Annotated in this window: 24 protein-coding genes, 1 pseudogene and 2 other annotated features; of the genes and pseudogenes, 21 read left to right on the plus strand and 4 right to left on the minus strand. The window is 45.9% G+C overall.

Going from position 1 to position 26015, the window contains the following annotated elements; translation table 11 throughout:
- Positions 1 to 96: 96 nt before the first annotated feature.
- From MKX34_RS04945 to MKX34_RS04960, 4 genes are all read left to right on the plus strand, one after another.
- Positions 97 to 699 carry a sigma-70 family RNA polymerase sigma factor gene (locus MKX34_RS04945; protein WP_256717594.1) on the plus strand — a complete coding sequence of 201 codons (603 nt, stop codon included), beginning with the start codon at positions 97 to 99 and terminating at the stop codon, positions 697 to 699.
- Complete coding sequence (locus MKX34_RS04950; RefSeq protein ID WP_076296159.1) at positions 663 to 1847, plus strand: hypothetical protein; 1185 nt, start codon at positions 663 to 665, stop codon at positions 1845 to 1847. The genes MKX34_RS04945 and MKX34_RS04950 overlap by 37 nt, the downstream gene beginning before the upstream one ends.
- A gap of 697 nt (positions 1848 to 2544) precedes the next feature.
- On the plus strand, positions 2545 to 3360 hold the full coding sequence (locus MKX34_RS04955) for a hypothetical protein (protein ID WP_076296160.1): 816 nt from the start codon (positions 2545 to 2547) through the stop codon (positions 3358 to 3360).
- A 26-nt stretch (positions 3361 to 3386) separates the two neighbouring features.
- Positions 3387 to 4193 carry a hypothetical protein gene (locus MKX34_RS04960; protein WP_036676530.1) on the plus strand — a complete coding sequence of 269 codons (807 nt, stop codon included), beginning with the start codon at positions 3387 to 3389 and terminating at the stop codon, positions 4191 to 4193.
- A 45-nt stretch (positions 4194 to 4238) separates the two neighbouring features.
- Here the strand turns inward: MKX34_RS04960 and MKX34_RS04965 are convergent, their stop codons facing one another.
- Together MKX34_RS04965 and MKX34_RS04970 are read right to left on the minus strand one after the other, a co-directional pair.
- Positions 4239 to 5186: an RNA ligase family protein gene (locus MKX34_RS04965; RefSeq protein WP_076296161.1), complete on the minus strand. Its 948-nt coding sequence runs from the start codon at positions 5184 to 5186 to the stop codon at positions 4239 to 4241.
- A gap of 12 nt (positions 5187 to 5198) precedes the next feature.
- Positions 5199 to 6170 (minus strand): Ku protein, encoded by a 972-nt coding sequence (locus tag MKX34_RS04970; protein ID WP_038568938.1) that lies wholly within the window; start codon positions 6168 to 6170, stop codon positions 5199 to 5201.
- Positions 6171 to 6309: 139 nt separating this feature from the next.
- Between MKX34_RS04970 and MKX34_RS04975 the strand changes: the two genes are divergently transcribed.
- The 8 genes and pseudogenes from MKX34_RS04975 (at position 6310) to MKX34_RS05010 (ending at position 12440) form a co-directional block, all read left to right on the plus strand.
- On the plus strand, positions 6310 to 6480 hold the full coding sequence (locus MKX34_RS04975; protein WP_162636663.1) for a hypothetical protein: 171 nt from the start codon (positions 6310 to 6312) through the stop codon (positions 6478 to 6480).
- Between the two features lie 31 nt (positions 6481 to 6511).
- Positions 6512 to 6697, plus strand: coding sequence for an H-type small acid-soluble spore protein (locus tag MKX34_RS04980; RefSeq protein WP_036676525.1), 186 nt, complete (start codon positions 6512 to 6514; stop codon positions 6695 to 6697).
- Positions 6698 to 6812: 115 nt separating this feature from the next.
- Positions 6813 to 6959: pseudogene (locus tag MKX34_RS04985) on the plus strand (multidrug resistance efflux transporter family protein); the annotation flags it as partial.
- Between the two features lie 175 nt (positions 6960 to 7134).
- Positions 7135 to 7596, plus strand: coding sequence for a tRNA (adenosine(37)-N6)-threonylcarbamoyltransferase complex ATPase subunit type 1 TsaE (gene tsaE / locus MKX34_RS04990; protein WP_235219385.1), 462 nt, complete (start codon positions 7135 to 7137; stop codon positions 7594 to 7596).
- Between the two features lie 5 nt (positions 7597 to 7601).
- On the plus strand, positions 7602 to 8432 hold the full coding sequence (tsaB, locus tag MKX34_RS04995; RefSeq protein ID WP_076296162.1) for a tRNA (adenosine(37)-N6)-threonylcarbamoyltransferase complex dimerization subunit type 1 TsaB: 831 nt from the start codon (positions 7602 to 7604) through the stop codon (positions 8430 to 8432).
- On the plus strand, positions 8429 to 8953 hold the full coding sequence (gene rimI, locus MKX34_RS05000; RefSeq protein WP_036676521.1) for a ribosomal protein S18-alanine N-acetyltransferase: 525 nt from the start codon (positions 8429 to 8431) through the stop codon (positions 8951 to 8953). The genes tsaB and rimI overlap by 4 nt, the downstream gene beginning before the upstream one ends.
- Positions 8950 to 9999: a tRNA (adenosine(37)-N6)-threonylcarbamoyltransferase complex transferase subunit TsaD gene (tsaD, locus tag MKX34_RS05005; protein ID WP_076296163.1), complete on the plus strand. Its 1050-nt coding sequence runs from the start codon at positions 8950 to 8952 to the stop codon at positions 9997 to 9999. Before rimI ends, tsaD begins: the two co-directional genes overlap by 4 nt.
- A 42-nt stretch (positions 10000 to 10041) precedes the next feature.
- Positions 10042 to 10336, plus strand: a binding site (T-box leader).
- A 52-nt stretch (positions 10337 to 10388) separates the two neighbouring features.
- Positions 10389 to 10669, plus strand: a binding site (T-box leader).
- A 235-nt stretch (positions 10670 to 10904) separates the two neighbouring features.
- On the plus strand, positions 10905 to 12440 hold the full coding sequence (locus MKX34_RS05010) for a 2-isopropylmalate synthase (protein WP_036676518.1): 1536 nt from the start codon (positions 10905 to 10907) through the stop codon (positions 12438 to 12440).
- Between the two features lie 406 nt (positions 12441 to 12846).
- Here the strand turns inward: MKX34_RS05010 and MKX34_RS05015 are convergent, their stop codons facing one another.
- Positions 12847 to 14787 (minus strand): ABC-F family ATP-binding cassette domain-containing protein, encoded by a 1941-nt coding sequence (locus tag MKX34_RS05015; protein ID WP_036676516.1) that lies wholly within the window; start codon positions 14785 to 14787, stop codon positions 12847 to 12849.
- 244 nt (positions 14788 to 15031) lie between these two features.
- On the opposite strand from MKX34_RS05015, the gene MKX34_RS05020 reads away from it, so the two are divergent.
- The 7 genes from MKX34_RS05020 to groL all read left to right on the plus strand — a co-directional run bounded on the left by MKX34_RS05020 (position 15032) and on the right by groL (position 20509).
- Positions 15032 to 15667, plus strand: coding sequence for a 5-formyltetrahydrofolate cyclo-ligase (locus MKX34_RS05020; protein ID WP_076296165.1), 636 nt, complete (start codon positions 15032 to 15034; stop codon positions 15665 to 15667).
- A gap of 3 nt (positions 15668 to 15670) precedes the next feature.
- A complete protein-coding gene (gene moaC, locus MKX34_RS05025; protein ID WP_036676513.1) occupies positions 15671 to 16141 on the plus strand; it encodes a cyclic pyranopterin monophosphate synthase MoaC in 471 nt (156 codons plus the stop codon).
- Positions 16142 to 16226: 85 nt separating this feature from the next.
- A complete protein-coding gene (locus tag MKX34_RS05030) occupies positions 16227 to 16712 on the plus strand; it encodes a MogA/MoaB family molybdenum cofactor biosynthesis protein (RefSeq protein WP_036676512.1) in 486 nt (161 codons plus the stop codon).
- A gap of 139 nt (positions 16713 to 16851) precedes the next feature.
- Positions 16852 to 17094 carry a twin-arginine translocase TatA/TatE family subunit gene (locus tag MKX34_RS05035; protein ID WP_036676510.1) on the plus strand — a complete coding sequence of 81 codons (243 nt, stop codon included), beginning with the start codon at positions 16852 to 16854 and terminating at the stop codon, positions 17092 to 17094.
- A 143-nt stretch (positions 17095 to 17237) separates the two neighbouring features.
- Positions 17238 to 18005, plus strand: a complete 768-nt coding sequence (gene tatC / locus MKX34_RS05040) for a twin-arginine translocase subunit TatC (protein WP_036676508.1) — start codon at positions 17238 to 17240, stop codon at positions 18003 to 18005.
- A 512-nt stretch (positions 18006 to 18517) separates the two neighbouring features.
- Positions 18518 to 18799, plus strand: coding sequence for a co-chaperone GroES (gene groES, locus MKX34_RS05045; protein WP_036676506.1), 282 nt, complete (start codon positions 18518 to 18520; stop codon positions 18797 to 18799).
- Positions 18800 to 18877: 78 nt separating this feature from the next.
- Entirely contained in the window at positions 18878 to 20509 is a 1632-nt protein-coding gene (gene groL / locus MKX34_RS05050) for a chaperonin GroEL (protein WP_076296166.1), read from the plus strand.
- Between the two features lie 137 nt (positions 20510 to 20646).
- Here the strand turns inward: groL and MKX34_RS05055 are convergent, their stop codons facing one another.
- A complete protein-coding gene (locus MKX34_RS05055; protein ID WP_036676503.1) occupies positions 20647 to 21624 on the minus strand; it encodes a tRNA-dihydrouridine synthase in 978 nt (325 codons plus the stop codon).
- Positions 21625 to 21888: 264 nt separating this feature from the next.
- Between MKX34_RS05055 and MKX34_RS05060 the strand changes: the two genes are divergently transcribed.
- Positions 21889 to 24471, plus strand: a complete 2583-nt coding sequence (locus MKX34_RS05060; RefSeq protein ID WP_076296167.1) for an S-layer homology domain-containing protein — start codon at positions 21889 to 21891, stop codon at positions 24469 to 24471.
- Positions 24472 to 24613: 142 nt separating this feature from the next.
- A complete protein-coding gene (locus MKX34_RS05065) occupies positions 24614 to 25822 on the plus strand; it encodes an MFS transporter (RefSeq protein ID WP_076273489.1) in 1209 nt (402 codons plus the stop codon).
- Positions 25823 to 26015: the final 193 nt, after the last annotated feature.

The raw sequence follows: 26015 nt of genomic DNA on the forward strand, positions 1-26015 counted from the left end.
TGAAGGTATTATGTGTCAGTCTGCTCCTTTTCATGAAAAAAATATTCCCAAAGTGTCCCTTTTGGATGATCATAAGACTTATAAGGATATACGTTAATGAGAAAGGGGAGTTTGCTGATTTTGGACGGGATCGAGCACACCGTTGTTCGGGTACAGGCAGGCGAGGTAGATTCCTATGCCTTAATCGTCGAGGCTTTTCAAAAGCCGATTTACCGCTATTGCTGTCGGCTGCTTGGGAGCCGTACTGAAGCGGAGGATGCAGTACAGGAAATTCTGGTAAAGGCATATCAGCATATAGGCACATACCGCCCTATCGCGAGCTTCTCTTCATGGCTATATAAAATCGCCTACCATCATTGCCTCAGTATGATCCGCAAACGTCAAAGCCAAATAAAGTTTATGACGCTTTTTCAACCAGATCCGCCTGCGGAAAGCCCGGAACAGTTGATGGACCGTTACATATTTAACGAACATCTGACTTTTGCCCTCGCGAAGCTAAAGACAGAGGAGCGAAACCTGTTAGTACTTAGAATCTTTGAGGAACAGAGCTTCCCGGAGATTGCGGAGATTCTGGATAAGAATACTGATGCTGTGAAGAAGAAATACAGGCGAACGATTACGAAGCTTGGCAAAATGCTGAATGCTCAGAAAGGGGGAACGGAATGGTGCGGCAACGAGGCTTTGTTGAAGAGAAAATGATCAAGAAAATGGATGCGGTAGGGAGCTGCGAAGAGCTGGATGTAAAAGCAGCTGTTATGAAGCAGGTAAGAGCAATTCATGAACAACAGAATAGGATTGACGGTGAAAGGACGAGCATGGTTAGCGAGCTGAAGCCGTTCCCAGAACCGGAAGATCCTATTATGCAAAAGCAAAGGGAGATGCCCCAACACCCGTCTAAGTTTAGAAAAAGAGTGCTCACTGGAGTCTCCGCGGCTGTATTGCTGGGGATTTTCGGGTTGGGTGCTCTGCAGCTGTCTGAACACGGAAAGTTATCGGAACAAGGTAGCCAGTTTACAATTGATATCACAAAACCCCAAGGTGGTATTATTACACTAGTGAACAGCGGAGGGAAGGCTGTTGTGAAGACGATGCATAATAATACGCCTGATCCGACAACCTCGCCTGCGATAGAGAAGTATCAGAGCTTATCTATGACTTATAAAGAGCAAGTGCTTGCTCGTTTAAACACTGGAGAAATGGCTGCTTATTATGTGAAGGATGCCGAATTAAATAAGCTGGAGTTAGGGTTAGGCTATGGAAATCAATTGCAGTTTGCTTTTATTTCGCCGGTGTATTCGAAATATCAAGACTTCGTAAAAGAATTAAAAACTGTTGGCGATTTCTGGCCAGGGTTGCCTTCCTCGTTAGCTGATGGTTATGAATTCGAGCAAGGAACTTTTAATGCAGCTCCCCTATACAGGTCGCTAGACCCAGAATATGAAGAAATCCTTGAACAATTTCAAAAAAAGGCTACAACCGATAAAACTGGGCAGAACTTATTTATGGAGAAGATAGCTGCAAATTCCATAGATAATGCTGAAGTTACCTACCACAAGGGACATGAAAGAATAACACTATCCTTAAGGCAGAGTGCCTTTAGGGGTTATACCATGCAAGTGTCTATCTTGGAAGGCCAGACTGCTGAAAAATGGTCTGTGACAGGCACGAGGAAAGAGGCAGTTTTTATCGCGGCGGGTACTGGAAAAGGGAAGAAAGCTTGGTCTTCTCAGAATCGATTGTATTGGTATGATGAAGCCACCCAGATGGTTCTTTCTCTAAGCGACAAGCAGGAGAGTAAACTGACTCGTGAGCAATGGCAAAAGATTGTCACCAGTTTTATTCACTAGCTACTGTTCCTACTGTACATTATGAGAAGCTGTCTCAAAAGTAGTGAATTCTACTTGGGAGGCAGCTTTTTTTAGGGAATAGGAAAAGTAATGGATTTACTGTGCCATGTGACGATATGCCACGCGTAGTGTTCTATGCTACTGATTGGGGCGGTGGGCGATGTGCTATGTGTGATTTTCGTGCGGCTTGCAGTAGATGATTTTGTGGAATTAGTGGTATATGTGACGGTGGACTATGGGCGTTACGTTCTGTGTTTGTGCAATGTATAGAGTGCTTTAAACTAATTAGGGAAAAACTCCCTGAAAATAGCCGCTATTTGCTCTAAATGAACGAAATCAGGGAATTCCTCCCTAATAATCATGGGAATTTCTTTATTCGTTGCCGAATTGGCTGAATTTCAGGGAAGTTTTCCCTAATTATAAGTCCGATGAACAGAAATCTCTGAATTTTAGGGAGAAATTCCCCAATTATTCTATAAGTACTTCACTTATTGCATCATTAGGAGCGTCACTTGATGCATCACTTGTAATGTTAAGAACAAAAAAGAGGCTGTCCCAAGCAACTATTTCATGGCTTTTGGGACAGCCTCTTTTTTGTGTGCAAATGTCCCTTTTTCTAATGTTGGATTGTTATAGAAGTGTAGTTAAAAAAAGTGGTGAAAATACATTACCATTTTGAAGGAGAGGATGTTAGAAATTGAAGCTTCATTATGATTTCAAAAAAACACTGATCGCACTCTCTGCAGCAATCTTGCTGGGAACAGGAGTGGCCGGGGGTGAGGATGTACCTGGCTTGTCCCTTACAATTGCGGTGGCATCAGGACAGCAGGCTGCATCACAAACTGATCAGAAGACTCAAAAGGAATTGCAGGCACTCGTAGCTGGAGTGAAGGAAGGTTCGCTTTTGGCCTACTACGTACGGGATAAAGTCTCCAATCCACAGGATACGATCAGCTTCTCTGGTAAAGGGTTTGTTTTTAAAGACTATAAATCCTTTGCAGCTAAGTTTAAAGCGCTAAAGGGTCCGTCTTCTCCGCAGCCCGGAAATCTTCCCAAAGGCTTCACTCTGGCGACAGCCATCATCTATCCACCGGCTGTAGCTAATGATTCAGAGCTGTACTTGCAACTAGAGCAGGAATTGAAAGCAGCAGCAGCTGCTGGTAATTCTAATAAACAGTTGTTTAGTAAAATCATCAGCTGGAACCAGACGAATTTGTCTATGCAGCTGTATGCCAAAGGAAAAGCTAATTTTAGCATTGTAACTGGGTCGCCGCCCGCCAAACTTCCAGAAGGAGCGGTACCTTTTGTACGAGCTTCGGAAACTAAGAAAGAATTAACGGTCAACGGCAGGAAAGTAGTACTTACAACTGATTCCGCTAAAGACGCAAGCTTTAACACAAAGCTAGTGTGGCTGGATAATTCAGGCACGATACAATATACCCTTTCAGACAATCGGGCTAGTACGCTGACGACAAATGAAATGTTGGCGGTAGCTAAAACCATAATCAAATAACCAAGGGGTTAAAGGAGGATATTATAATGATGATTAAGAAAAGTGCGGCGATTACAGCCTTAAGCTTATTAGTATTGATGAGTGCGGTGAGTGGAACAGCAGGTGCAGTGCCTGCGGGAAGTAATAATAAAAGTAAAGCTACCGCACCCGTTGAGCAGAATACGCCGGTATCTTCAACGATTGAAGCTTTGATTGCCAAAGAAAATACGGTTCCCTTACAAGCAGGCGAACTTAAGGTTCTGTATGTAAATGATAAGAAATCTAATCCATATGAAACCTTGAGTATAAGCTATATGCCATATAGATTCAGTTCTGTAAACGAAGCGGCGCAGAAGTTTTTTTCTTTAAGCGGGAAGTCACTCCTGATACCCACTTCTCTACCAGAGGATTATAAGTTGCAGGATGTCGTTTTAAATCCAGTGATTCCAATGTTTTTTAGCTCAGAGTATAAGACTCTCAGGGATCAGTTAAAAGCTAAAGCCCAAGCTGCTGGCAAAAAGGTGATTTCGCAAAGCTTGAAGTGGAGCAATACAGAAACTTCTATCACCTATCTACGAAATGGAGAGAGGGTGAATTTAAGATCTGCACCTGCATACACGCTACCGGAAGGGGTGACTTTGGCCCAGCTGCCTGGCGACCAAGATGAGAATTTGAACATCAACGGAGTTGAGGCGGTTTACACAGTTTTTGGGCCTCATCACGGAGATCTTAAAGTCCAGCTGGTATGGTCCAGTGCTGATGGAAGTGTCGATTATACGCTTACGAGTACAAAAAATACTGCGCAGACAAAGGCAGAGCTGGAGGCCCTTGTAACAAGACTTACAGTGCAATAAGAAACGTCCTCCCACTTCAGATTGGGAGGACGTTTCTTTATTAATTTATCCTTTTTGCTCCATTGTGCATGACTCCGGGGGAAGATCCACTTTAGCTTGAGTAACAGGCTGACGCAGAGTGCCTGAGGTGTTCCATTCCAGAAAATGAACTTTGAAGACGAGCTCCGGCTTTATCCAAAAAGCACCCTTGCCTCGCTGTGGAACATCGGCAAAGGGCATCCGATCCAGCTTAAGGCGGTGTGCCTCCGCAGTTAAGTCGCGTTTATCCTGTACAGTCAATTTGCCCGGACCGGCATGTCCGATATAATGCAAATTTCCTTTATCATCATAAAGACCAAGAAGTAGTGCGTTGACGATACCGTCACGGAACGTCACACCCCCGGCTACAGCTGTAATATCAGAACTGATTTTGCGTTTCTGCCAACGTTTATCTTTTCCGCCCGGAGCATAAGTACTGTTGATGTCCTTGCAGACGATTCCTTCCAAACGCTGGTTCTGAGTGGCGGCGAACAGTTCTGTAGGATCGGTATAACTTGGCACAGCTTGAACATGGGGATGGGGCAGCAGAATGTCACTTAACAGCTGCTGCCGCAAGAATAATGGTTGATCCATCGTCGATTGGCCATTATAAAACAGAATATCAAAAATCATATAAATGACAGGAACCTGATGCCTAACGACGGAAATCGTGGAACCATTTTTTAAACTGTCCCTCCGCATCACCTCGTGAAATGAGGGTTTGCCGTCCTTGAGTGCGATAATCTCACCATCAAGAATAACGGAGCCAGCCTTGCAGTAAGTAGATACATCAGTAAGCTCCGGGTATTGCATGGTACGGTAATTGCCACGTCTGTTAATAAGCTGAGTAGTGCTTCCATCGTAATAGGACAACATCCGCACACCGTCCCATTTAATTTGTGCGATCCACTGGTCACCTGCTGGAAGCTGCCCAGCCAGTATAGGTTCAAAAGGAATAATGGGCTGAAGCTTCATCCGCAGAGCCTCCTAAGATACGGTTGTTTTGCTTTTTGTGCTGCGGCGTTTCGGTTTCGGCGTAATAACAGGAGTCGGCCCGGAGACCTCGTTTTGCTGCTCCGCAGGTTCCGCGGCGGTTGTTTTGGTCTTGGTAGTTTTTCTTTTGGCAGCAGGAGCCGCTTTAGTTTTGGTTTTTGTGGTGCCTGTTAATGAAGGACCAGGGTCTGAAGGAATATGCTGCACAGCTTGAATACTGGCCTGCAAGGCAGCCATTAGATCAATCACATTGCTTTCCTGTTTAGCAGGAGCGATATGAAATTCCTCGCCTGCAATTTTATGTGAAATCAGATCAAGCATACGCTGGCGATAATCATCGGTATATTTTGCCGGATCAAAAGGAGTGGATAACTGTGAGATCAGCAGCTTAGCCATTTCCAGCTCTTTATCGTTCACTGTTCCTGCTTCGGGCAGACCAGGCACTTGTGAGATCGGCCGCACCTCATCGGGATAAAAAATGGTCTCAATCGCAAGGCAATCCTCAAGCACACGGATCGCTGCCAGACTGCTTTTTGAGCGGATTGAAATTTTGGCGATGCCAATTTTACCTGTCTGCTTCATGGCTTCCATAAGAAGTCGATAAGCATTTGAGCCTGCCTGATCCGGGGATAAATAATAGGTTTTTTGAAAATAAATCGGATCGATTTCTGTCAGGTCAACAAAGTCGAGAATGGAGATGCTTTTACTGGTCTCGTCGGATAGTTGATCCAATTCCTCTTTGTCGAAGAGAACAAACTTCCCTTTTTCATACTCATATCCTTTACCGATCTCTTCCCAAGCGACCTCTTTGTCACACACCGGGCATTTGCGTACATACGACAGCGGGCTGCCACATTCCTTATGGATATAACGCAGAGAAATGTCCTTGTCTTCCGTAGCGGAGAACATTTTAACCGGAACATGCACAAGCCCGAAGCTTATGGCTCCTTTCCAAACGGTATGCATGAGAAACACCTCCTGATCTAAGTTGATTTGCTTTGGGTTAGTATGAGGCAGGAAAGGCTTTTCTAGCCGGGTGCATTTTTTGAGAAGCTTGGGAAAAAATAAACTCGGACCTGTGAAGTTGAGGAGGAGAATCTAAGGTATGGAACCAAGAGATAACGAATGGAGCGATGCGCTGAGCGAGCAGGATATTCCGGCCACAGTTGTGGATTGGGAGAGCATTATTGCACCCGCGGAGGCCAGTCAGGTATCCGATTCGGAAAAGCTGGATGCGGAACGAACCCTCGAAGATACATCACCCTTAGAATCGTAAACTTTAGGAAAGATAAAGGAGGAGAACAGTTGTGGACGTCAAACGGGCACAGGATATTTATGCTTCTAAAGAAACGGTAAGTGTACATTTGGATGGGGAGCCTGTATGGATTGAACATGTGGATGAAGAGAACGGAATGGCTACGGTACAAGTTGGTTCTCGACCAACCAATACGCACACTGTGGGTGTTGAACGACTCGAAGAGCAAGAGCACTAACAAAGGTCTACTTAGAGCCTACGTTAAAGCTGAATTATAGTTTTTAAAAAAAGAGACTTTTTATGCTTAAGTTTGCGTAAAGGTCTCTTTTTTGCGTAAGAATTAAAGCAATATATTGGGTCAGGCAGGACAGTCCATTATTGTTGCGCTGAGTTCAGGAGTTATTGCGACAGTATTATTTTTTCAAGCTACGGATATGGTAAGGAGCAGTATGAGCGGATTAGCGGTAGTCGAAGCCACTCAATCTCGCAGCGTTCTGTATCGAAATCCAGCTTAACCACGCAAGCGAAGAAGAGGGCTGTACCTCCTTCGGCTTAAACAATGGGCAGGGACAGTTGTTGCGGTGGATGGACCATACCGATATAATTGAATGTAATGGTTTTCGACAGGGATATTTTAAAAGGTGGTAGTTGTAGTTGGACAAAACAGTCGAAACGGTGTTCACTTACCGTTCTTACAATCTGCAGGATACGGAGCAACTGGCAAGTGCAATAGCTGCTGCTTCAACGGCAGGCATGGTTATCGGTTTGGACGGTGATCTAGGCGCAGGAAAAACGGCCTTCTCGCAAGGTTACGCTCGCCATCTTGGAGTGAAAGGGATCGTAAACAGTCCTACTTTTACTATTATTAAAGAGTACGAAGGTCGTCTGCCGTTATATCACATGGATGTATATCGAATTTCACTTCAGGAAGCAGATGAGCTTGGATTGGATGAGTATTTCTATGGTCAGGGTGTTTGTTTGGTAGAATGGAGCAGTATTATTACGGAGTTAATGCCGCCGCGGCATATGCATATATACATGGAAACAGTTGGACCGGAGGAACGAATCATTACGGTGACCGGAATCGGGGCACCTTATGGTGAGCTTTGCCGGGAGCTGATCCAGAAGTGGGGTTAATAAAAATGACGAACGAGAATACAGAGCCGCGCAAGCGGCTTTTAGCGCTGGATACATCAACTGCTGTATTGGGGGTTGCAGTGACCGAAAATGGAGAATTATTGCATGAAATTAATGCTTCCGGTGAACGGAATCATTCGGTGCATTTGCTGCCGATTATAGAGCAGGCGCTGCAAGCTTCGGGAACAACCGTTGCTAATCTGGGCGGGATTGCAGTTGGTGTGGGTCCGGGATCTTATACGGGAACACGGATCGCGGTTACGGCTGCCAAAACGCTGGCTTGGGCATGGAATGTCCCAGTAGTTGGTGTTTCGAGCCTGCATGCTGTGGCATGGGGTGGGTATGAAACAGCCCTTAAGAATAAGACGACAGCAGAGTCAGGACAAGCCAGTGCGAACAGTGGCTACGGTCCAGACTGGATCATTCCACTGATGGATGCGCGCAGAGGACAGGTCTACACAGGGTTATTCGCAGCGGATGGGAATAGTGCTCTCAGCCGCCTTGAACCAGATGCCATCCGGTTGATGGCCGACTGGGTGGAGTACTTGGCAGAACGTTTACAACAGGCTTCAGCCGAAGGAACTAAACCAGCTATTCTATGGTTTGTTGGAGAAACCGCTGTACATAGCAGCGAAGAATCACTACATCCGCTGGCGGAACTCGGCACTTCTGTAGAAGTTCCTTATGAGCTGGAGGGGCGTTGGACAGGCTTCCTTGGTGAAGCCCGGCTGCAAGTAGAGAATGATGATATTCATAGCTTAATCCCTAACTATACTCAGATTTCGGAAGCGGAGGCCAATCTGCGGTTAAGTAGTAAAGGAGGCTTAAAACGATGACGGAAGTGGAATCATTGAGAGCACAAGAGGCTGATCTTGTTTTTCGCCTGATGAAGCTGGAGGATATTCCGGACATTCTTATTATTGAGCGCGAAGCCTTTACCATGCCGTGGACAGAGGAAGCTTTCCGGAATGAGCTGACGCATAATCATTTTGCTAAATACATGGTCATGGAGCTGGCGGGTCATATAATTGGCTATGCTGGAATGTGGGCTATCGTGGATGAGGCGCATGTGACGAATATTGCCTTACTCGAAGCTTATCGTGGACGTAAATGGGGTGAGCGCCTGTTGGAAGAGTTAATGAATACTGCCTCTTACGTAGGCATGAAGTCCATTACACTTGAGGTGCGGGTATCCAACGAGGTAGCTCAGAATTTATATCGTAAAAAAGGCTTTCGTTCTGCCGGCACGCGCAAAGGATATTATTCCGATAATCGCGAGGATGCACTCATTATGTGGGCGGATCTACCGGAGTATAAGGAGCACGGCTATTTGGAAGGAAGCGTGGACTTGAAATGAAGACAGAAACAGGCACAGCTCAACCTGTACTAATACTTGCTATAGAGACCAGTTGTGATGAAACCTCGGTGGCCGTGGTCAAAAACGGATCAGAAGTGTTATCCAACATTATCTCGAGTCAAATAGAGACACATCGCGCTTTTGGGGGCGTGGTGCCAGAAGTGGCTTCCCGTAAACATGTGGAGGTAATTACGCTCGTAATCGAGGAAGCGCTCGCCAAGGCAGGCGTTACACCCGAACAATTGACTGCGGTAGCGGTGACTCAAGGCCCGGGGTTGGTGGGCGCTTTACTGGTCGGTGTAGTAGCAGCTAAAAGCCTTGCCCTTGCATGGGGCAAGCCGTTAATTGGCACGCATCATATTGCAGGCCACATCTATGCTAACCGCCTGGTTGCAGAGTTGCAGTATCCTTGCATGACACTAGTGGTGTCAGGTGGACATACTGAACTGGTTCATATGGAGCGTGAGGGTGAGTTTCGAATTATCGGCCGCACGCGTGATGATGCTGTAGGTGAAGCATATGATAAAGTGGCTCGGGCGCTTGGGTTCCCTTATCCCGGTGGCCCCCATGTAGACCGCCTGGCACGCGAAGCGACGGAAGTTGTTGCATTGCCGCGGGTATGGCTGGAGCCGAACTCTTATGATTTCAGCTTCAGCGGTCTAAAATCGGCGGTGCTGAATGTGGTGAATCAGAGCAAAATGAAAGGTCTTGAACCCAATGTCGCAGGCATCGCCCGGGGGTTTCAAGAATCGGTAGTAGAAGTGCTGGTGGAAAAGGCGGTACGCGCCGTTAAAGCCACTAACTCCAAACAGTTATTGCTCTGTGGGGGTGTCGCTGCTAATGGTGGACTCCGCTCGGCATTAATCTCGCGCTGTGAAACGGAGGGCATTGAACTTATTATTCCGCCCCCGGTATATTGCACGGATAATGCGGCGATGATTGGAGCAGCTGCATACGTGAAGTGGCAGCATGACGGTGGAATATCGCTGGATATGGTTGCTGACCCTGGATTCTCACTGGAACAATGGTCTGTATCTGCCTATTGACATCATTTGGAGCTAACGAGTATAATCAGTTCAATTAAACAAGCAAACGCGATGAGCGGAAGTAGTAAGGATACTCTGGGATAAGAGAACTGCGGGTGGGTGCAACGCAGTCGAAGGAGTCCTGAACTCGTCTGGGAGCGGAGCGGTGGAAGCATTACTGGCAATTGTCGCCGGAACGTTTGTACACCGTTTACGGGTAACCTCCGTGATAGGGTGGTCTAGTACTTAACATACTGGACCGTAGAGTGGATGTTCAATTGGAATCGGCAGTAACTTAGCCGATACAGAGCATCAACAAGAGTGGTACCGCGAAGGTTAACAGCCTGTCGTCTCTTGAATGAGATGGCAGGCTTTTTTGTATGGATTTAGAGTGGTGAATAATTTATATTACACACGCTAAGAACGGGAGTAGTAGAGTTTGACGGTGAACAGAGAGCTGCGGGTTGGTGCGACGCAGTCACCGGATTTCTTGAAGCTCGCCCGGGAGCGGAGCGGCGGAACAAGAGTACGCTGCCTACGGCTGTCCTCGTTATCGGACCTTTCCGGATTTAAGCTGGCACGCCAGATTGAACCGGGGAGAAGAGCTGGACGCAGCTTTAAGGCTTGTTATTAAGACAGCCCATGCGTCAAAAAGAGTGGTACCGCGGAGGGGTAACCCGCCGTCTCTTTATTAGAGACGGCGGGTTTTTGCGTTCTTGTAGAAGAAGTCCGGGGAATGGACTCATCGCTACATAAGACGCCAAAATTGAACGCTCTGCACATTGTGCAGAGATTCATTTGTATCAGCTGCCGGCAGCAGTGGGTGGGAAATGAGCAGAACCGCAAGTCGACGTGTGGTTCTGCGCTGAAGCATAGGATAGAGATAAAGCATCCAATTACATGAAAACAAACTAGGAGGAATTCAGATGATTATTCCAGTTAAGAAACGTATACAAATTTTCGATACGACTCTGCGCGATGGTGAGCAAGCCCCTGGGGCGAGTCTGACTCCTGAGCAAAAAATATTGCTGGCCTATAAGCTTGCTGATCTGGGTGTTGATGTAATGGAGCCGGGGTTCCCGGTATCGAGTCCTGGAGATTTTGCAGCGGTGCAGACGATTTCGCGCAAGGTGCGCAACGTGGAGATTTGTGGTTTCGCGCGGGCCGTAAAAGGAGACATCGATGCTGCAGTCCGGGCCACTCAAGACGCTGAACGTCGGCGGATTCACTTGTTTATTTCTTCTTCTGATATTCATTTGCAGCATCAACTGCGTATGAGCAGAGCTGAAGTCGTAGCTAAAGCGCGCGAGATGACGGCTTATGCGCGACAATTCTGTGATGTAGTTGAATTCACGGCCATGGACGCTGCACGGACAGGGATTGATGATCTGATTGAAATGGTTGAGGCAGTTATAGAGGAAGGGGCCTCCATTATTAACCTGCCGGATACAGTAGGATACGCATTGCCACATGAATATGGCGAGATGTTCCGGAGAGTGCGGCAGGGAGCAAGAGGTGGCGGCAAGGTCAGCTATAGTGCCCACTGTCATAATGACTTGGGGCTGGCTGTAGCTAACAGTCTGGCAGCGATTGATGGAGGGGCGACTCAGATAGAAGTCACCGTGAATGGTGTAGGCGAGCGCACAGGGAACTGCGCGCTGGAAGAGCTTGTTATGGCGCTCGAAACCCGCGGCGATGCAATTGGTGCAGAAACAGGCATCGTGCTCGATAAACTGTATGATACTTCACGGCTGATTAGTGGAGCGATGCATTTCCCAATCGCCTATAACAAGCCGGTCGTCGGAAGAAATGCCTTCCAGCATGAATCCGGGATTCATCAGGATGGCCTGCTCAAGGATCGTAGTACCTATGAGATTATGGATCCCGAACGGCTGGGCATCCCCCGCAGCATGATCATTCTGGGCAAACATTCTGGCAGACATGCGCTGAAGGATCGGGCTGCGAAGTATGGAATAACGCTGGAGCCTGCGGAGCTGGATGCACTTTATGAGTCCTTTAAAGAGACCGCTGACCGTCAAAAGGTGGTCAGTGATGACCAACTGCTGCAAATGGTAAGCAGTACAACTGGACAACAAGCTCAGGTCTATGAGCTGGGTGAGGTTCAGGTATTGGCGGGCAGTGCCCAGCGCCGTGTAGCCGCAGTTACGGTACGCCATCTGCAGACTGGCCGGGAAACGTCACATACCAGCACTGGCGAAGGCCCGCTTGAAGCGATTATCGCCGCTATTGGGCAAGGGATTGCTGAGGAGATAGACTTTGCAGGACTCGAGCTTCATTCGCTTGGAAGCGGAGAGAATGCGCAAGCAGAAGCAGCGGTGATGGTGGAGTGGGAGGGCCTAAAATTCAGAGGCACGGCCACTCACCAAGATATAATTATGGCGGCAGGCATCGCTTATATCGCAGCCTGTAATGCTGCCCTGCTCTCTACACAGATTGTCTAAAATACGACGTGCCCGCTGTCAGTTTAGGAGATAGCGGGTTCTTTTTTAGCAGAAAATCAGTCTTGTAAAATGGGGTTACGTCTTTTGTCAAGTTGTGGACAACGTTATCCACATATTCTGCCTGAGTTGTGTAAAAAGTGCGTAAAATCAGCAATAACGGCTTTTTTCAAAATGCTCTAATAAACAATTTTGTTGGCAATGAAACACTGTGAGAATTGTGGATAATGTGGATAAATCCGTGGATAATAATTCCTTTTCTTTGAAAACACCGATTTAACGCATAAAAAAGACCCCGAAGGGTCTTTTGAAGTAGGGAGTTATACACGAAACCTGTGTATAGAGCTGTGGATAACTATTTATGAACAAATCTAGAACGATGAAAAAATATTTATAAGGAGGATTTACATTATTCGTCAGCAAGGATTTCCCATTCGCTAAAGAAATCTGCCAGCTGAGATTTTTTGTTCTTTAGGTCCTCTTCATAACCTTGAAGTGCTAAATAATCCTGATAAACTTCAGGTTTAGTCATTTCATGCTCTATAAATACGATCGATTCTTCGAGTGTGGCGATGTTCTCCTCAAGCTCTGCGATACGCCGTTTGCGGTTACGCTCTTCACGCTTAGCCTGCTTGTCTGCTTCAAAAGAGGTTACAGCGCTTTTTTCAGGTACAGCAGTGTCCTTATTGACGTTTTTAGTAGCTAGTTCAGCGGCATCTTTTGCAATCTCTTCTAATTCTCGTTTCTTCTCGACATAGTCATCGTAGTTGCCGAGGTATTGGTCGATCCCTTCGGGATGCAGCTCCAGTACGCGTTCAGCCATTTTGTTCAAAAAATAACGGTCATGGGAGATGAACAGCAGGGTGCCTTCGAAATCAATTAAAGCAGATTCCAGAACCTCACGGCTGACCAGATCCAAATGGTTGGTAGGTTCATCGAGAATTAGCATATTTGCACCGCGGAGCATTAGTTTAGATAACGAAACCCGAGCTTTTTCGCCGCCGCTGAGTGCGGAAATTTTCTTAAGAACATCCTCTCCGCTAAAAAGAAAATTGCCAAGGATCGTACGAATTCTGGCTTCCTCGATCATTGGATATTCACTCCACAGTTCTTCCATAACCGTATTTTGTGGATTAAGTCGGGTTTGTTCCTGATCATAATAAGCAATTTTTACTTTAGTGCCCCAATTCACCGTTCCGGCAGAAGGCTCACGGGTTCCGGTCATACACTGCAGCAGCGTGGATTTACCGATACCATTGGGACCAATCAGGGCAGCAGTCTCCCCGCGACGAAGCTCAAAAGAGGCGTCCTTGAATAAAGGTGAACCTTCATTAAAGGCAACCGCAACATTGCGCACTTGAAGCACCTCTTTTCCAGACATGAAGTCTGGCTCAAAGGAGAAGCTAGCTTTCTTCAGATCGCCCATTGGGCGATCTAGACGATCCATCTTTTCAAGCGCTTTGCGTCTGCTCTGTGCACGTTTTGTGGTGGATGCCCGGACAATATTTTTCTGAACGAAATCCTCCATCCGCGAAATTTCATCCTGTTGCTTCTCATATTGCTTCATCCGTGCTTCATATTCGGCAGCCTTCAAATCTACATACCGACTGTAGTTACCTGTATAACGCCGGGACTGGTGCCGCTCGATCTCTACAATAGTAGTCACGAGCCGGTCTAGGAAATAACGGTCATGGGATACAACCAGAATCCCGCCAGCATAGCTGCGGAGGTAATCCTCCAGCCACGTTAACGTTTCGATATCCAGATGGTTAGTAGGCTCATCCAGCATCAGAAGATCCGGAGCCTGAAGCAAAATACGGGCCAGCGCGAGCCGGGTCTTTTGGCCTCCACTAAGGGTAGAAATGGGTGTATCCGGTGGAAAATCACTGAAGCCCATGCCGTGTAGGACACTGCGAATCCGTGTATTCATTTCATAGCCGCCGTGGTCCTTGAACCAATCCGAACGCCGCGCATATCGTTCAAGCAGTTCTTCGTACCGCTTGGGATCTTCCGCGAGCTTAGGATCAGCAATACTTACTTCTAACTCTCTCAGCTCAGTTTCGGCTTCGATCAGCGGAGCGAAGACCGCCATCATTTCTTCATGAATGGTTTTGTCAGATTGCAGTCCGCTATTCTGAGCTAAATATCCGATTGTTGTTTCTTTTGATTTATGAATTTGACCGCTGTCATAAGACATCTCACCGGCCAGAATTTGTAGAAAAGTTGATTTGCCGGCACCATTCACACCCACTAGCCCGACACGTTCCTTTTCATTTACCTGTAGGCTTATGCCATCCAGTACGTTCTGTATACCATATGATTTAGTAATTCCTGTCGCTTGAAGAAGCATAACGATGAAACCTCCACCCTTGCATATTTCGCCTTGGTATTTATCCCTCAGCCGTATGAACAACTTATTCTATAGTTTACATGAAAAGCGTTTCCCAAGCGAGGGTTCGATCTAATGTAAGGAGGGAATAACGACCTAGTCCGATAACACAGTTCTATCCACCTTGGCGAACCGGGGAGAAGAGTGGTAAACTGGATTTACAAACAAGGATAAGCTAGGGATGAATAAGAGGGGGAAGCCGACAATGTCCAGCAAGGAGTCGGAGATCTCCAGAGTAAAGCAACAACTACGAGCGGAGAAGACCATCGCCCGAAACGAGCTGTCTTCGGACCAGAGAAGTAAACTATCATTTCAAGTCTGCCACTATGCATTGGAGTGGCTGGACACGAAGGATATAACTTCACTAATGGCCTATGTGTCTTTTCGTTCAGAGCTTGAAACCCGCCCACTTATCACACAGGCGTGGAAGGATCAGCGTAAGGTGCTGTTGCCGCGTGTAATTCCAGCAAGCGGTGAAATGAGTGTCCACGTGGTGAATGCATGGAGCGATTTAGAGCCGGGAAATTATGGTATCCATGAACCTATCGTCTCCAGCAGAGATTTATTAGAGGTTGAAGAGATTAAGCTACCTGCTGTTGTTTTCGTACCAGGGCTAGCATTTGATCTTCAAGGCGGCAGGCTTGGCTACGGTCGAGGATACTATGACCGGCTACGTGCGTCTTGGGAGAACGCCGGGTACGTTAGCGCACAGCCTCCGATATGGATCGGGTTAGCTTACAGCATGCAGTTGGTTCCAAGAGTGCCGATGGATGAGCATGACGCTTTAATGGACATGCTGATTACTGAAAATGGTATAGTGCACTGCCGAAAAGGAGAGTGAGCCATGGAATTGACCCATTTCAACGAGCAGGGAAGAGCTCGTATGGTGGATGTGAGTGAGAAGGAGATCACGAAGCGGACAGCTGTCGCGCGGAGTATGATCAAGATGGCCGCTGGAACGCTGAGCGCCATTAAGAGTGGCAAGATCAGCAAAGGTGATGTCCTTGCTGTTGCACAGATTGCCGGAATTATGGCGGCTAAGAAGACGTCAGACTGGATTCCGATGTGCCATCCGCTGCCACTTACCGGTATTGATATCAGCTTCTCCGATAACAGCGAAGATGAACTTTATATAGAAGCAACAGTCCATACTACAGGAAAAACCGGAGTAGAGATGGAGGCTTTAACCGCTGTTTCTGCCTCAGCACTAACGGTGTACGACATGTGTAAGGCTATTCAGAAGGATATGATTATCGGACCGACGCTACTGGTATCTAAGAGCGGGGGCAAGAACGGAGATTATACGCTCGAATAAGTATCAGTTGCTTATGTTCGAAGCGCTGATGCGAGCAGGCTGAACTGTACAGCCAACTATACATATAGAGAGGAAGGACAAACCTATGGCGTGGAAGACAGCAATCCTAACGGCCAGTGATAAAGGGGCCAGGGGCGAACGGGAAGACACGAGCGCCCAGGTTATTCGGGAGCTGGTGGAAGAGGAACTAGGTGGCGAGATCATTGAATATCGAATCGTTCCCGATGAACAAGATGAGATTATCGCAGCATTGATTGAACTGACGGACTATTTTCAGGCAGATTTGGTACTGACCACCGGAGGCACAGATCTGGCAATTCGTGATGTGACCCCGGACGCTACTCGGCGAGTGGTAGAACGGGAAGTGCCTGGGCTCTCAGAAGCTATGCGCAGCACAGTGATGCAAAAAAACCGTGCAGCTATGCTTTTCCGTGGGATATGCGGCATTCGTGGACGCACGTTGATTGTCAATTTACCTGGAACGCCGAAGGGTGTTCATGAGAATTTGGCAGCTATTATGGATCAATTGCCGGAAGCGCTGCTCATGGTAACTGGCCAATACCGCCAATAACCCTTTGTCATCTTCTTGTCACGTCACAACGATAATCTATTTATAGAAGAAAGTGGATGTAACTGTGACATAAGTTATGGTATTATTAAATTAAAGTAAACGATACCATGAACGGACAGGTGGACAAGGAGGAATAATAATGTTTAGTGGAATTGGAACTCCTGGTATTATTTTGTTGGTCATACTGGCACTTCTGCTCTTTGGCCCAAATAAACTGCCAGAGCTAGGCCGTGCAGTTGGACGAACCTTCCGTGAATTTAAGGAAGGCGCGCGTGAAATCATCGGGGATAATGAACCGGTGAAGAAGAGCGAAGCTCCTGTGCCGACGGCCCCGCAAACGGTCGCTGCAGATATTCCTCAGGACAAACGCCTGCCGGAATAATAGAAGATCTTTCAATGGGGCAATCTCAGGAGTCTACTAGACTTGAGGAGACGCCCCTTTTTCTTTGCTTTCCGCAGCAAAGGACACTGCTTTGAAGAAAGTTAGTGTTATCTTTTTTACTCTTGTCATGGGATGGTGTCTGGATGTCTCTGAAATCGGAAGAAATGTCGGTGGTAGATCATCTCACCGAGCTGCGCAAACGGATTATTTATGTGTTAATCGTATTTGTCCTTGGATTAATAGGCGGTTTATTTTGTGCAAAGCCCATTTACGATTATTTGATTAGCACGGACTTGGCGCAAGGTTTTGTTCTGCATGCATTCTCATTCTGGGATGGCATTGGGATGTACATGAAGATCGCGATGGCCGTTTCGCTAGTGATTTCTGTCCCGTTTATTGCCTACCAATTGTGGGCATTTATCAGTCCAGGCCTGCGGCCGGAGGAGCGAAGTGCGACACTGCGTTATGTTCCTTATGTGTTTGTTCTTTTCCTTATCGGTCTTTCTTTTGCTTATTATATTGTTTTTCCAATGGCACTTTCGTTCACAATCTCAATTACCCGGAGTATGGGACTGGAAGAGACCTACGGGATTGCACAGTATTTTAACTTCATGTTCAGCCTAGTATTGCCGCTGGCATTGCTGTTTGAACTTCCATTGCTGGTGATGTTTCTGACCAAACTAAGAGTTCTCAACCCGCTACGCTTGCGTAAAATGCGTCGGTATGCCTATTTCACGCTTGTATTTATCGCCGTGGTTATCACACCCCCGGATTTTATCTCAGACTTTCTGGTGACGATTCCACTGCTCATCCTGTATGAGTTCAGTGTATTTTTATCTGCATTTGTCTATCGCAAGCAACTTGCTGCGGACGCGGCACGGGATGAACGGTATGTTCAGAAGAAGGAGTGAGGAAAAAAGGCTGCCGCTAAGTAGATTTTCTACGAATGTGGCAGCTTTTTTGCTATAAGTTGATTTCATTAGTTGGATTGAATACACTTAATAAGTAATTGTTATCGGCCGATCAGGATCATTAGATGCAAAGGTCTAACCATTCTAGCAACGTTCATATCGATAAGGGGTGAGAGGAAAGCGCTGGAATCCTACGCATATTTTCAAAACCCGTGGATACAATGTAATAGAGTGTGTGCTTGGACAAGCATTGAAACGTATTTTTTGCGAAAACTAATACGAATTTGTGTAAAAAGACTTGAAATCCGGGCTCAAGTTGAGTATCATAAAAATTGTTGTTAGCACTGCACGCTGTTGAGTGCTAACGCTCTTGAAAAATAGGAGATGGGCTGGAGATTAGCAGGCTTCCATTGATATTTTTCAAGAACATCACAGAATTCTAAGTTTGGCCCGTAAGTTCTAAACTATGTTTTGAAGCAAAATAACATAATTTTAAAGGAGGCTATTTTTTCATGATCAAACCATTAGGTGAACGCGTATTGGTGCTACCGAGCGAGCAGGAGGAAACAACTTCATTCGGGATTGTGCTTCCGGACTCCTCGAAAGAAAAGCCACAAGAAGGAACGATTATCGCAGTAGGTAGCGGAGCTTTGAAAGATGGAGTACGTGTAGCGCTTGAAGTTAAAGAAGGCGACCGTGTTCTTTTCTCTAAATATGCAGGAACAGAAATCAAATATGAAGGTAAAGAATATTTGATTATGAAAGAAAGCGACATTCACGCGATTCTTGACTAAGCAGGAGTCGATCATAAGCTAAATCTAAACTACTTAAAGTAATAGGATATACAAAAAATTCTAGGAGGTAATTACACAATGGCTAAAGAAATTAAATTCAGTGAAGAAGCTCGCCGCTCTATGCTTCGTGGTGTAGATGCTCTGGCAAACGCGGTAAAAGTTACACTTGGACCAAAAGGCCGCAACGTGGTGCTTGAGAAGAAATTTGGTAGCCCACTCATCACTAACGATGGTGTAACGATCGCTAAAGAAATCGAACTTGAAGATGCATTCGAGAACATGGGTGCTCAATTGGTTAAAGAAGTTGCTACTAAGACTAATGATGTAGCCGGTGACGGTACTACAACTGCAACGGTTCTGGCTCAAGCTATGATCCGCGAAGGTCTGAAGAACGTAACTGCTGGTGCTAACCCAATGGTTATCCGTAAAGGTATCGACAAAGCGGTTCGTGCAGCTGTTGAAGAATTGCAAAAAATCGCTAAGCCTATCGAAGATTCCCAAGCTATCGCTCAAGTAGCTGCTATCTCTGCTGCTGACGATGAAGTAGGTCAATTGATCGCTGAAGCTATGGGAAAAGTAGGTAAAGACGGTGTTATCACTGTTGAAGAATCCCGTGGATTCGCTACTGAGCTTGAAGTAGTAGAAGGTATGCAATTCGACCGTGGTTACATTTCCCCGTACATGATTACTGATACAGACAAAATGGAAGCTGTTTTGGAGAATCCATACATCTTGATCACTGATAAAAAAATCAGCAGCACTCAAGAAATTCTTCCATTGCTTGAAAAAATCGTTCAACAAGCTAGACCGCTTGTTATTATCGCTGAAGATATCGAAGGCGAAGCACAAGCTATGCTGATCGTGAACAAACTGCGTGGAACATTCAACGCTGTTGCTGTTAAAGCTCCTGGCTTTGGCGACCGCCGCGAAGCTATGCTGCAAGATATCGCTGCCCTGACTGGCGGCCAAGTGATCACTGAGAAGCTCGGTCTTGATCTGAAGAGCACTTCCATTGAACAACTGGGTAACGCACGTCAAGTACGCGTAACTAAAGAAAACACAACAATCGTAGACGGAAGCGGCGACAAAGCGGACATCAATGCACGCGTAAGCCAAATCCGTGCTCAACTCGAAGAAACAACTTCCGAGTTCGACAAAGAGAAATTGCAAGAGCGTCTGGCTAAATTGGCTGGCGGCGTAGCCGTTGTCAAAGTGGGCGCTGCAACTGAAACTGAACTTAAAGAGCGCAAACTTCGCATCGAAGATGCCCTGAACGCAACTCGCGCAGCGGTTGAAGAAGGTATCGTATCCGGTGGGGGTACAGCTCTTGTGAACGTATATAACGCTGTTGCTGCTGTAGACGTAACTGGCGACGAGAAAACTGGCGTTAACATCGTGCTTCGCGCGTTGGAAGAGCCAATTCGCACCATCGCAGCTAACGCTGGTCAAGAAGGTTCCGTAATCGTGGACCGCTTGAAAAAAGAAGCAGTAGGTATCGGCTACAACGCTGCTACTGGTGAATGGGTGAACATGTTCGAAGCGGGTATCGTTGACCCTGCTAAAGTAACTCGTTCCGCGCTGCAAAATGCTGCATCCGTAGCTGCTATGTTCTTGACTACTGAAGCTGTTATCGCTGACAAGCCTGAGCCTGAAAAAGGCGGCGGCATGCCAGATATGGGCGGCATGGGTGGAATGGGTGGCATGATGTAAGGAAATCATTATCGAAGCAATTCGATGATGAGTTTCCTTGAGAGGAAACACCATTTGACCACATAGTACAAAAATGAGAGACCTTTCATAAGTTCATTGAACTTTTGAGAGGTCTCTCATTTTTTTGTGGGTATAATTTAATCTAATTCTTGCTCTAAAACAGTTTTTACTAACCGACGTACTTCATCAGTTGATCTTGTATCCATTAATTGGTTTCTTAGTTCACCTGCGCCTCTAAATCCACGAACATAGATTTTGAAAAAGCGAAGAAGTGGTTTAAATAAACGTGGCTCAAGTTCATTTGAATATTTATCGTGAAGATCCAACTGTAAAAGAAGTAAATTGAGAAAATCCTTCGCGCTGTGTTCTTTAGGTTCTTTTTCAAAGGCAAATGGATTGGTGAAAATACCGCGGCCAATCATGACTCCATCAACGCCGTATTGTTCTACTAATTTTAATCCTGTTGCGCGGTCAGGAATATCTCCATTAATAGTTAACAACGTATTTGGAGCAATTTCATCGCGCAATTTTTTTATTTCAGGGATTAGTTCCCAGTGTGCCTCTACTTTACTCATCTCTTTTTTTGTACGAAGGTGAATGGAAAGGTTCGCAATATCTTGTTTCAATATATGTCCTAGCCAATCGCGCCACTCGTCAACATCAGAGTAACCCAATCTTGTTTTAACACTAACCGGCAATCCACCTGCTTTTGCTGCTTGAATAATTTCTGCTGCTACTTCAGGATGTTTTATTAATCCAGCACCTTTTCCATTCGAAGCGACGTTTTGTGCCGGGCATCCCATGTTTAAATCGATACCACGAAAACCAAGTTTTTTCATATCAATGCTCATCTGTTCAAAAAATACGGGTTTATCACCCCAAATATGAGCGACAATCGGTTGCTCATCTTCTGTGAATGTTAATCGACCACGTACACTGTCTTTTCCTACAGGGTGACAATAGCTTTCTGTATTTGTGAATTCTGTGAAAAATACGTCGGGTTTTGCAGCTTCACTAACGACGTGACGAAATACAACATCTGTGACATCTTCCATGGGTGCTAATATAAAAAACGGCTTCGGTAAATCAAGCCAAAAGTTTTGTTCGTTACTCATATTATCTCCTCTTGTTGTAATATATAAAAACGATATAAGGATAGCAAAGTCCTATACCCATCATACATAGTATCATTTTTTTTCGTTTGATGCACAGAATCCATGATGTGTGAATGTTCGTCCATGGCTATTTGTTTATAATCTGTTTATTGATACTTGTTATAATCCTGTAGATGAAAAGTTTGTAATATAAAGTCGAATCGTGTTAACGAATCGATTATAGACAAACGACATAACGCATCCAAAGAACAGGGGGATAAGCAAGTGAACAAAAAGCAATGGATAAGCTCTATATTGGCTGCTGCTGTATTATCAAGCCCTATCATTATGCCGACCAAAGGATCGGCAGCTGCTTCCTTTATTGATATTGATGGCTCATATGCAAAGAAAGCGATTGTTGAGCTATTCGATCAGGGGATAGTGACCGGTGTTGGAGAGAGTAAGTTCTATCCTACGTCGAATATTACAAGGCAGGATTTTGCAATTATTTTAGCAAAGACATTAAAGCTGGATGTTTCGAACCCTCCTGCACTGCCAACCTTTCTGGACGTTCCCACAAGCAACTACGCATACAGCTATGTGGAGGCAGCTGTCAAAGCCGGATTGATTAAGGGTACAGGCAGTAATCTTTTCGGTACGGGGCAAAATTTATCACGTCAGGATATGGTCGTCATGTTCGTGAGAGCATTGGGATTCAATCCTACGGGTAAAGCTGGAACTTTGCAATTTGCTGATAGTAGCCAAATTGCTGATTATTCTAAGGATTTTATAGCTGCCGCTGTGGAATATGGATTGATTACAGGATATAATAATTTTTTTAATCCTGATACCAAAGTAGATCGTCAGGCCGTAGCTCTAGTAGCTTCTAAGTTTCTGAAGTTTAAGGAGAACGGAAACACTGAGCAGCCCGCTTCCACCCCAACTGCTCAACCGAGCAAAGAACCGGTAACAGTGCCTACTCCTGTTGTTAGAGGGTCTTCGTCTTCGCAAAGTGAGCATAGCAGTAATTCAGATACAAATGCACCTGTGGTTGAAAGTACCAAGTTCGAGGCGATCGACAACTACAACGGGACACAAGATCAGCTTCGCGGGTTAGCGGGAGCCATCGGGGAGCAAGGAGCAGCGGTACAAGCCTACCTGTGGACGGATGCGAATGAGAACGGTGAAGTAGATGCCGATGAATTAGGAACAGCCATCACATTAGGCACCAGTGCAGCAGACGGATCTGTGAGTGCGGCTAATATTGGTGATCTGAACGCAGGAACGTATCGTTTCGTGATTACCGCTAAGGATTCATCCAATAATGAATCAGCGAAGAAAGCTGCACATGCGGTTACGGTGACCTTGAGCAAAAACGAAGTTCCGGATACGAGTGCACCAGTAGTGGACGCAGCCAAGTTCGAGGCGATCGACAACTATAACGGGACACAAGATCAGCTTCGCGGGTTAGCGGGAGCTATTGGCGAGCAAGGAGCAGCAGTACAAGCCTACCTGTGGACGGATGCGAATGAGAATGGTGAAGTAGATGCCGATGAGTTAGGAACAGCCATCGCATTAGGAACTAGTGCATCAGACGGATCTGTAAGTGCGGCCAATATTGGTGATCTGAACGCAGGAACGTATCGTTTCGTGATTACCGCTAAGGATTCATCCAATAATGAATCGGCGACGAAAGCTGTACATGCGGTTACGGTGACCTTAAGCAAAAACGAAGTTCCGGATACGACTGCACCAGTAGTGGACGCAGCCAAGTTCGAGGCGATCGACAACTACAACGGGACACAAGATCAGCTTCGCGGGTTAGCGGGAGCCATCGGGGAGCAAGGAGCAGAGGTACAAGCCTACCTGTGGACGGATGCGAATGAGAATGGTGAAGTAGATGCCGACGAATTAGGAACAGCCATCGCTTTAGGCACCAGTGAAGCAGACGGATCTGTGAGTGCGGCCAATATTGGAGATCTGAACGCAGGAACGTATACTTTCGTGATTACCGCTAAGGATTCATCCAATAATGAATCAGCGAAGAAAGCTGCACATGCGGTTACGGTGACCTTAAGCAAAAACGATGTTCCGGATACGACTGCACCGGTAGTGGACGCAACTAAGTTCGAGGCGATCGACAACTACAACGGGACACAAGATCAGCTTCGCGGGTTAGCGGGAGCCATTGGCGAGCAAGGAGCAGCAGTACAAGCCTACCTGTGGACGGATGCGAATGAGAACAATGAAGTAGATGCCGGCGAATTGGGAACAGCCATCGCATTAGGCACTAGTGCAGCAGATGGATCTGTGAGTGCAGCCAATATTGGGGATCTGAACGCAGGAACGTATACTTTCGTGATTACCGCTAAGGATTCATCCAATAATGAATCAACGAAGAACGCTGCGCATGCGGTCACAATTGAGCTTGTTAATGGTGTTCTGACCACACCTACGGTTACTAGCTCTATATATGGTTTTGACGGAGGCGGCGGTTCAAAAACAAAACAACTGATAACGGGTTCTACACAATCGCGCATTCGCTTCGACTTTTTCTCCGGAGAAAGCTTTACGAATGCTGAAATTCAGGTAACGTTGGAAGGCATGATCTTTACCACAAACGACTATTATACCATTAGTGGATGGACACATCCGACGAGTGATCAAATTAGCAATAATGGGCATACGTTAACTTTCACAGGAAGTAACATAGGTGTTTCGGATATCGCTTTTGAACTTCATAATAAAGTGATGCCGGCACCCGGGACCTATCTCATTAAGTTCAAAGCAGATGCGGATGGACCTGGAACAGCCAGATCTTATTCCGAGGAACAAGTCATTACCTTAATTATTTTGCCACCGGCTTAAACTAGAAGTTTCTCATGAGTTCTTTGAACTTGTGGGAAGCTTCTTTTTTTATGAAAAATAGGATTGCTCAATATAGTCTAAATGATTATTATGAGTAAGGTATGTTCATATAAAAATAGAGATAAACAGGATGGAGAGCACCATGAAAACAACACGTCAGAACGCATTGATTTTCTCGTTTACTTTTATGGCTTTTATTCTGGGTACGACGGAGTATATTATTGTTGGTTTACTCTCTGAAATATCCTCAAGCCTCGGAGTTACGCTTGCGACAGCCGGGGGCTTGGTATCTGGCTTCGCGATTTCTTATGCCATTGGCACACCAATTATGATGTCCTTGTGCAGCCGTGTTCCGAAACGGATTACGATTCTTGTATCACTTGTATTGATTCTGCTGCTGAATTTGTGGAGTGCTGTAACTGGAACTTACAGTATGCTGCTGGTGACTAGAATAGTTACTGCCATACTATGTGGCTTTGTTCTTTCTGTAGCCATTACGGTAGCGAATGAAGCGGTTGATCAGGAGAAGAGAGGCAAAGCGATTGCTACAATTTTGAGTGGTTTTGCTATTGCGAATGTTTTTGGTGTGCCGATCGGTACTTTTGTAGGGCAGTTTTTTAATTGGCCAGCAGCGTTTGTTCTGAATGGGATATTAGCTGGAGTTGCCATAGTTCTAAATTATATTTATATTCCACGCCAATTACCGAAACCTGTGCCTAGCTCACTCAAAGATCAGATTGGATTGCTCACAAACGGCCGCATTATTCTTGCATTTCTCATTCCGGTTACAGCAGTGGGAGCCGTATTTGTGATGTACACTTACATTACACCTATTCTGGAGCAAGTCATGAATGTTCCTAAAAGCTCGGTTAGCGGTGTGCTGTTTGTATACGGAATTGCCACGATTGTCAGCAACTGGATTGGTGGCAAGGTTGCGACCGGGAATGCGGTTAGTAAGCTGAGATTCGTGTTCCTTATCCAAGCTGTGGTCTATGTTATCTTTAGTATGACCGCATCTGTTTCCATTCTTGGAATGATTGTGCTAATGGCTCTAGCCATGATGTCGAGTATTGTGAGCGCCCCTGCACAGCTCTATTTGATTGACTTAGCTAAGCAGTTCTCACCAAAAACGAAGGATCTTGCTGCCTCATTGAATCCAGTAGCCTCAAACCTGGGAATTGCAGGCGGGTCCGCGATCGGTGGAGTGGTTGCCGGGCATGGAGGATTAATCTCTCTTCCTGTAGCTGCTGCCATCCTGGCGATATTGGCCTGTGTGATTACGTTGATATGTTATAAGATGGATCATCAAAGCCAAGTAGCGGTCATCACTCAGCATCATAACTTAACCTAATGAGATGATATAAAATATCCCGGCTTCATACGAGTTCATTGAACTTGTGTGGAGCTTTTTTTATATGATAAGCTTCAAAGCGTTGACTTCCTACAGATTCAGTGCTAAACTTATCTTAAGTTAAAGATATTTAAAGTGAAGATAAAAAATCTCGATACTATCCACCAAAGAGCTTGTACAGTAGAAAAAGATC

Source organism: Paenibacillus sp. FSL R5-0636 (assembly GCF_037974255.1).
In the GTDB taxonomy this organism is placed as follows: domain Bacteria; phylum Bacillota; class Bacilli; order Paenibacillales; family Paenibacillaceae; genus Paenibacillus_AQ; species Paenibacillus_AQ odorifer.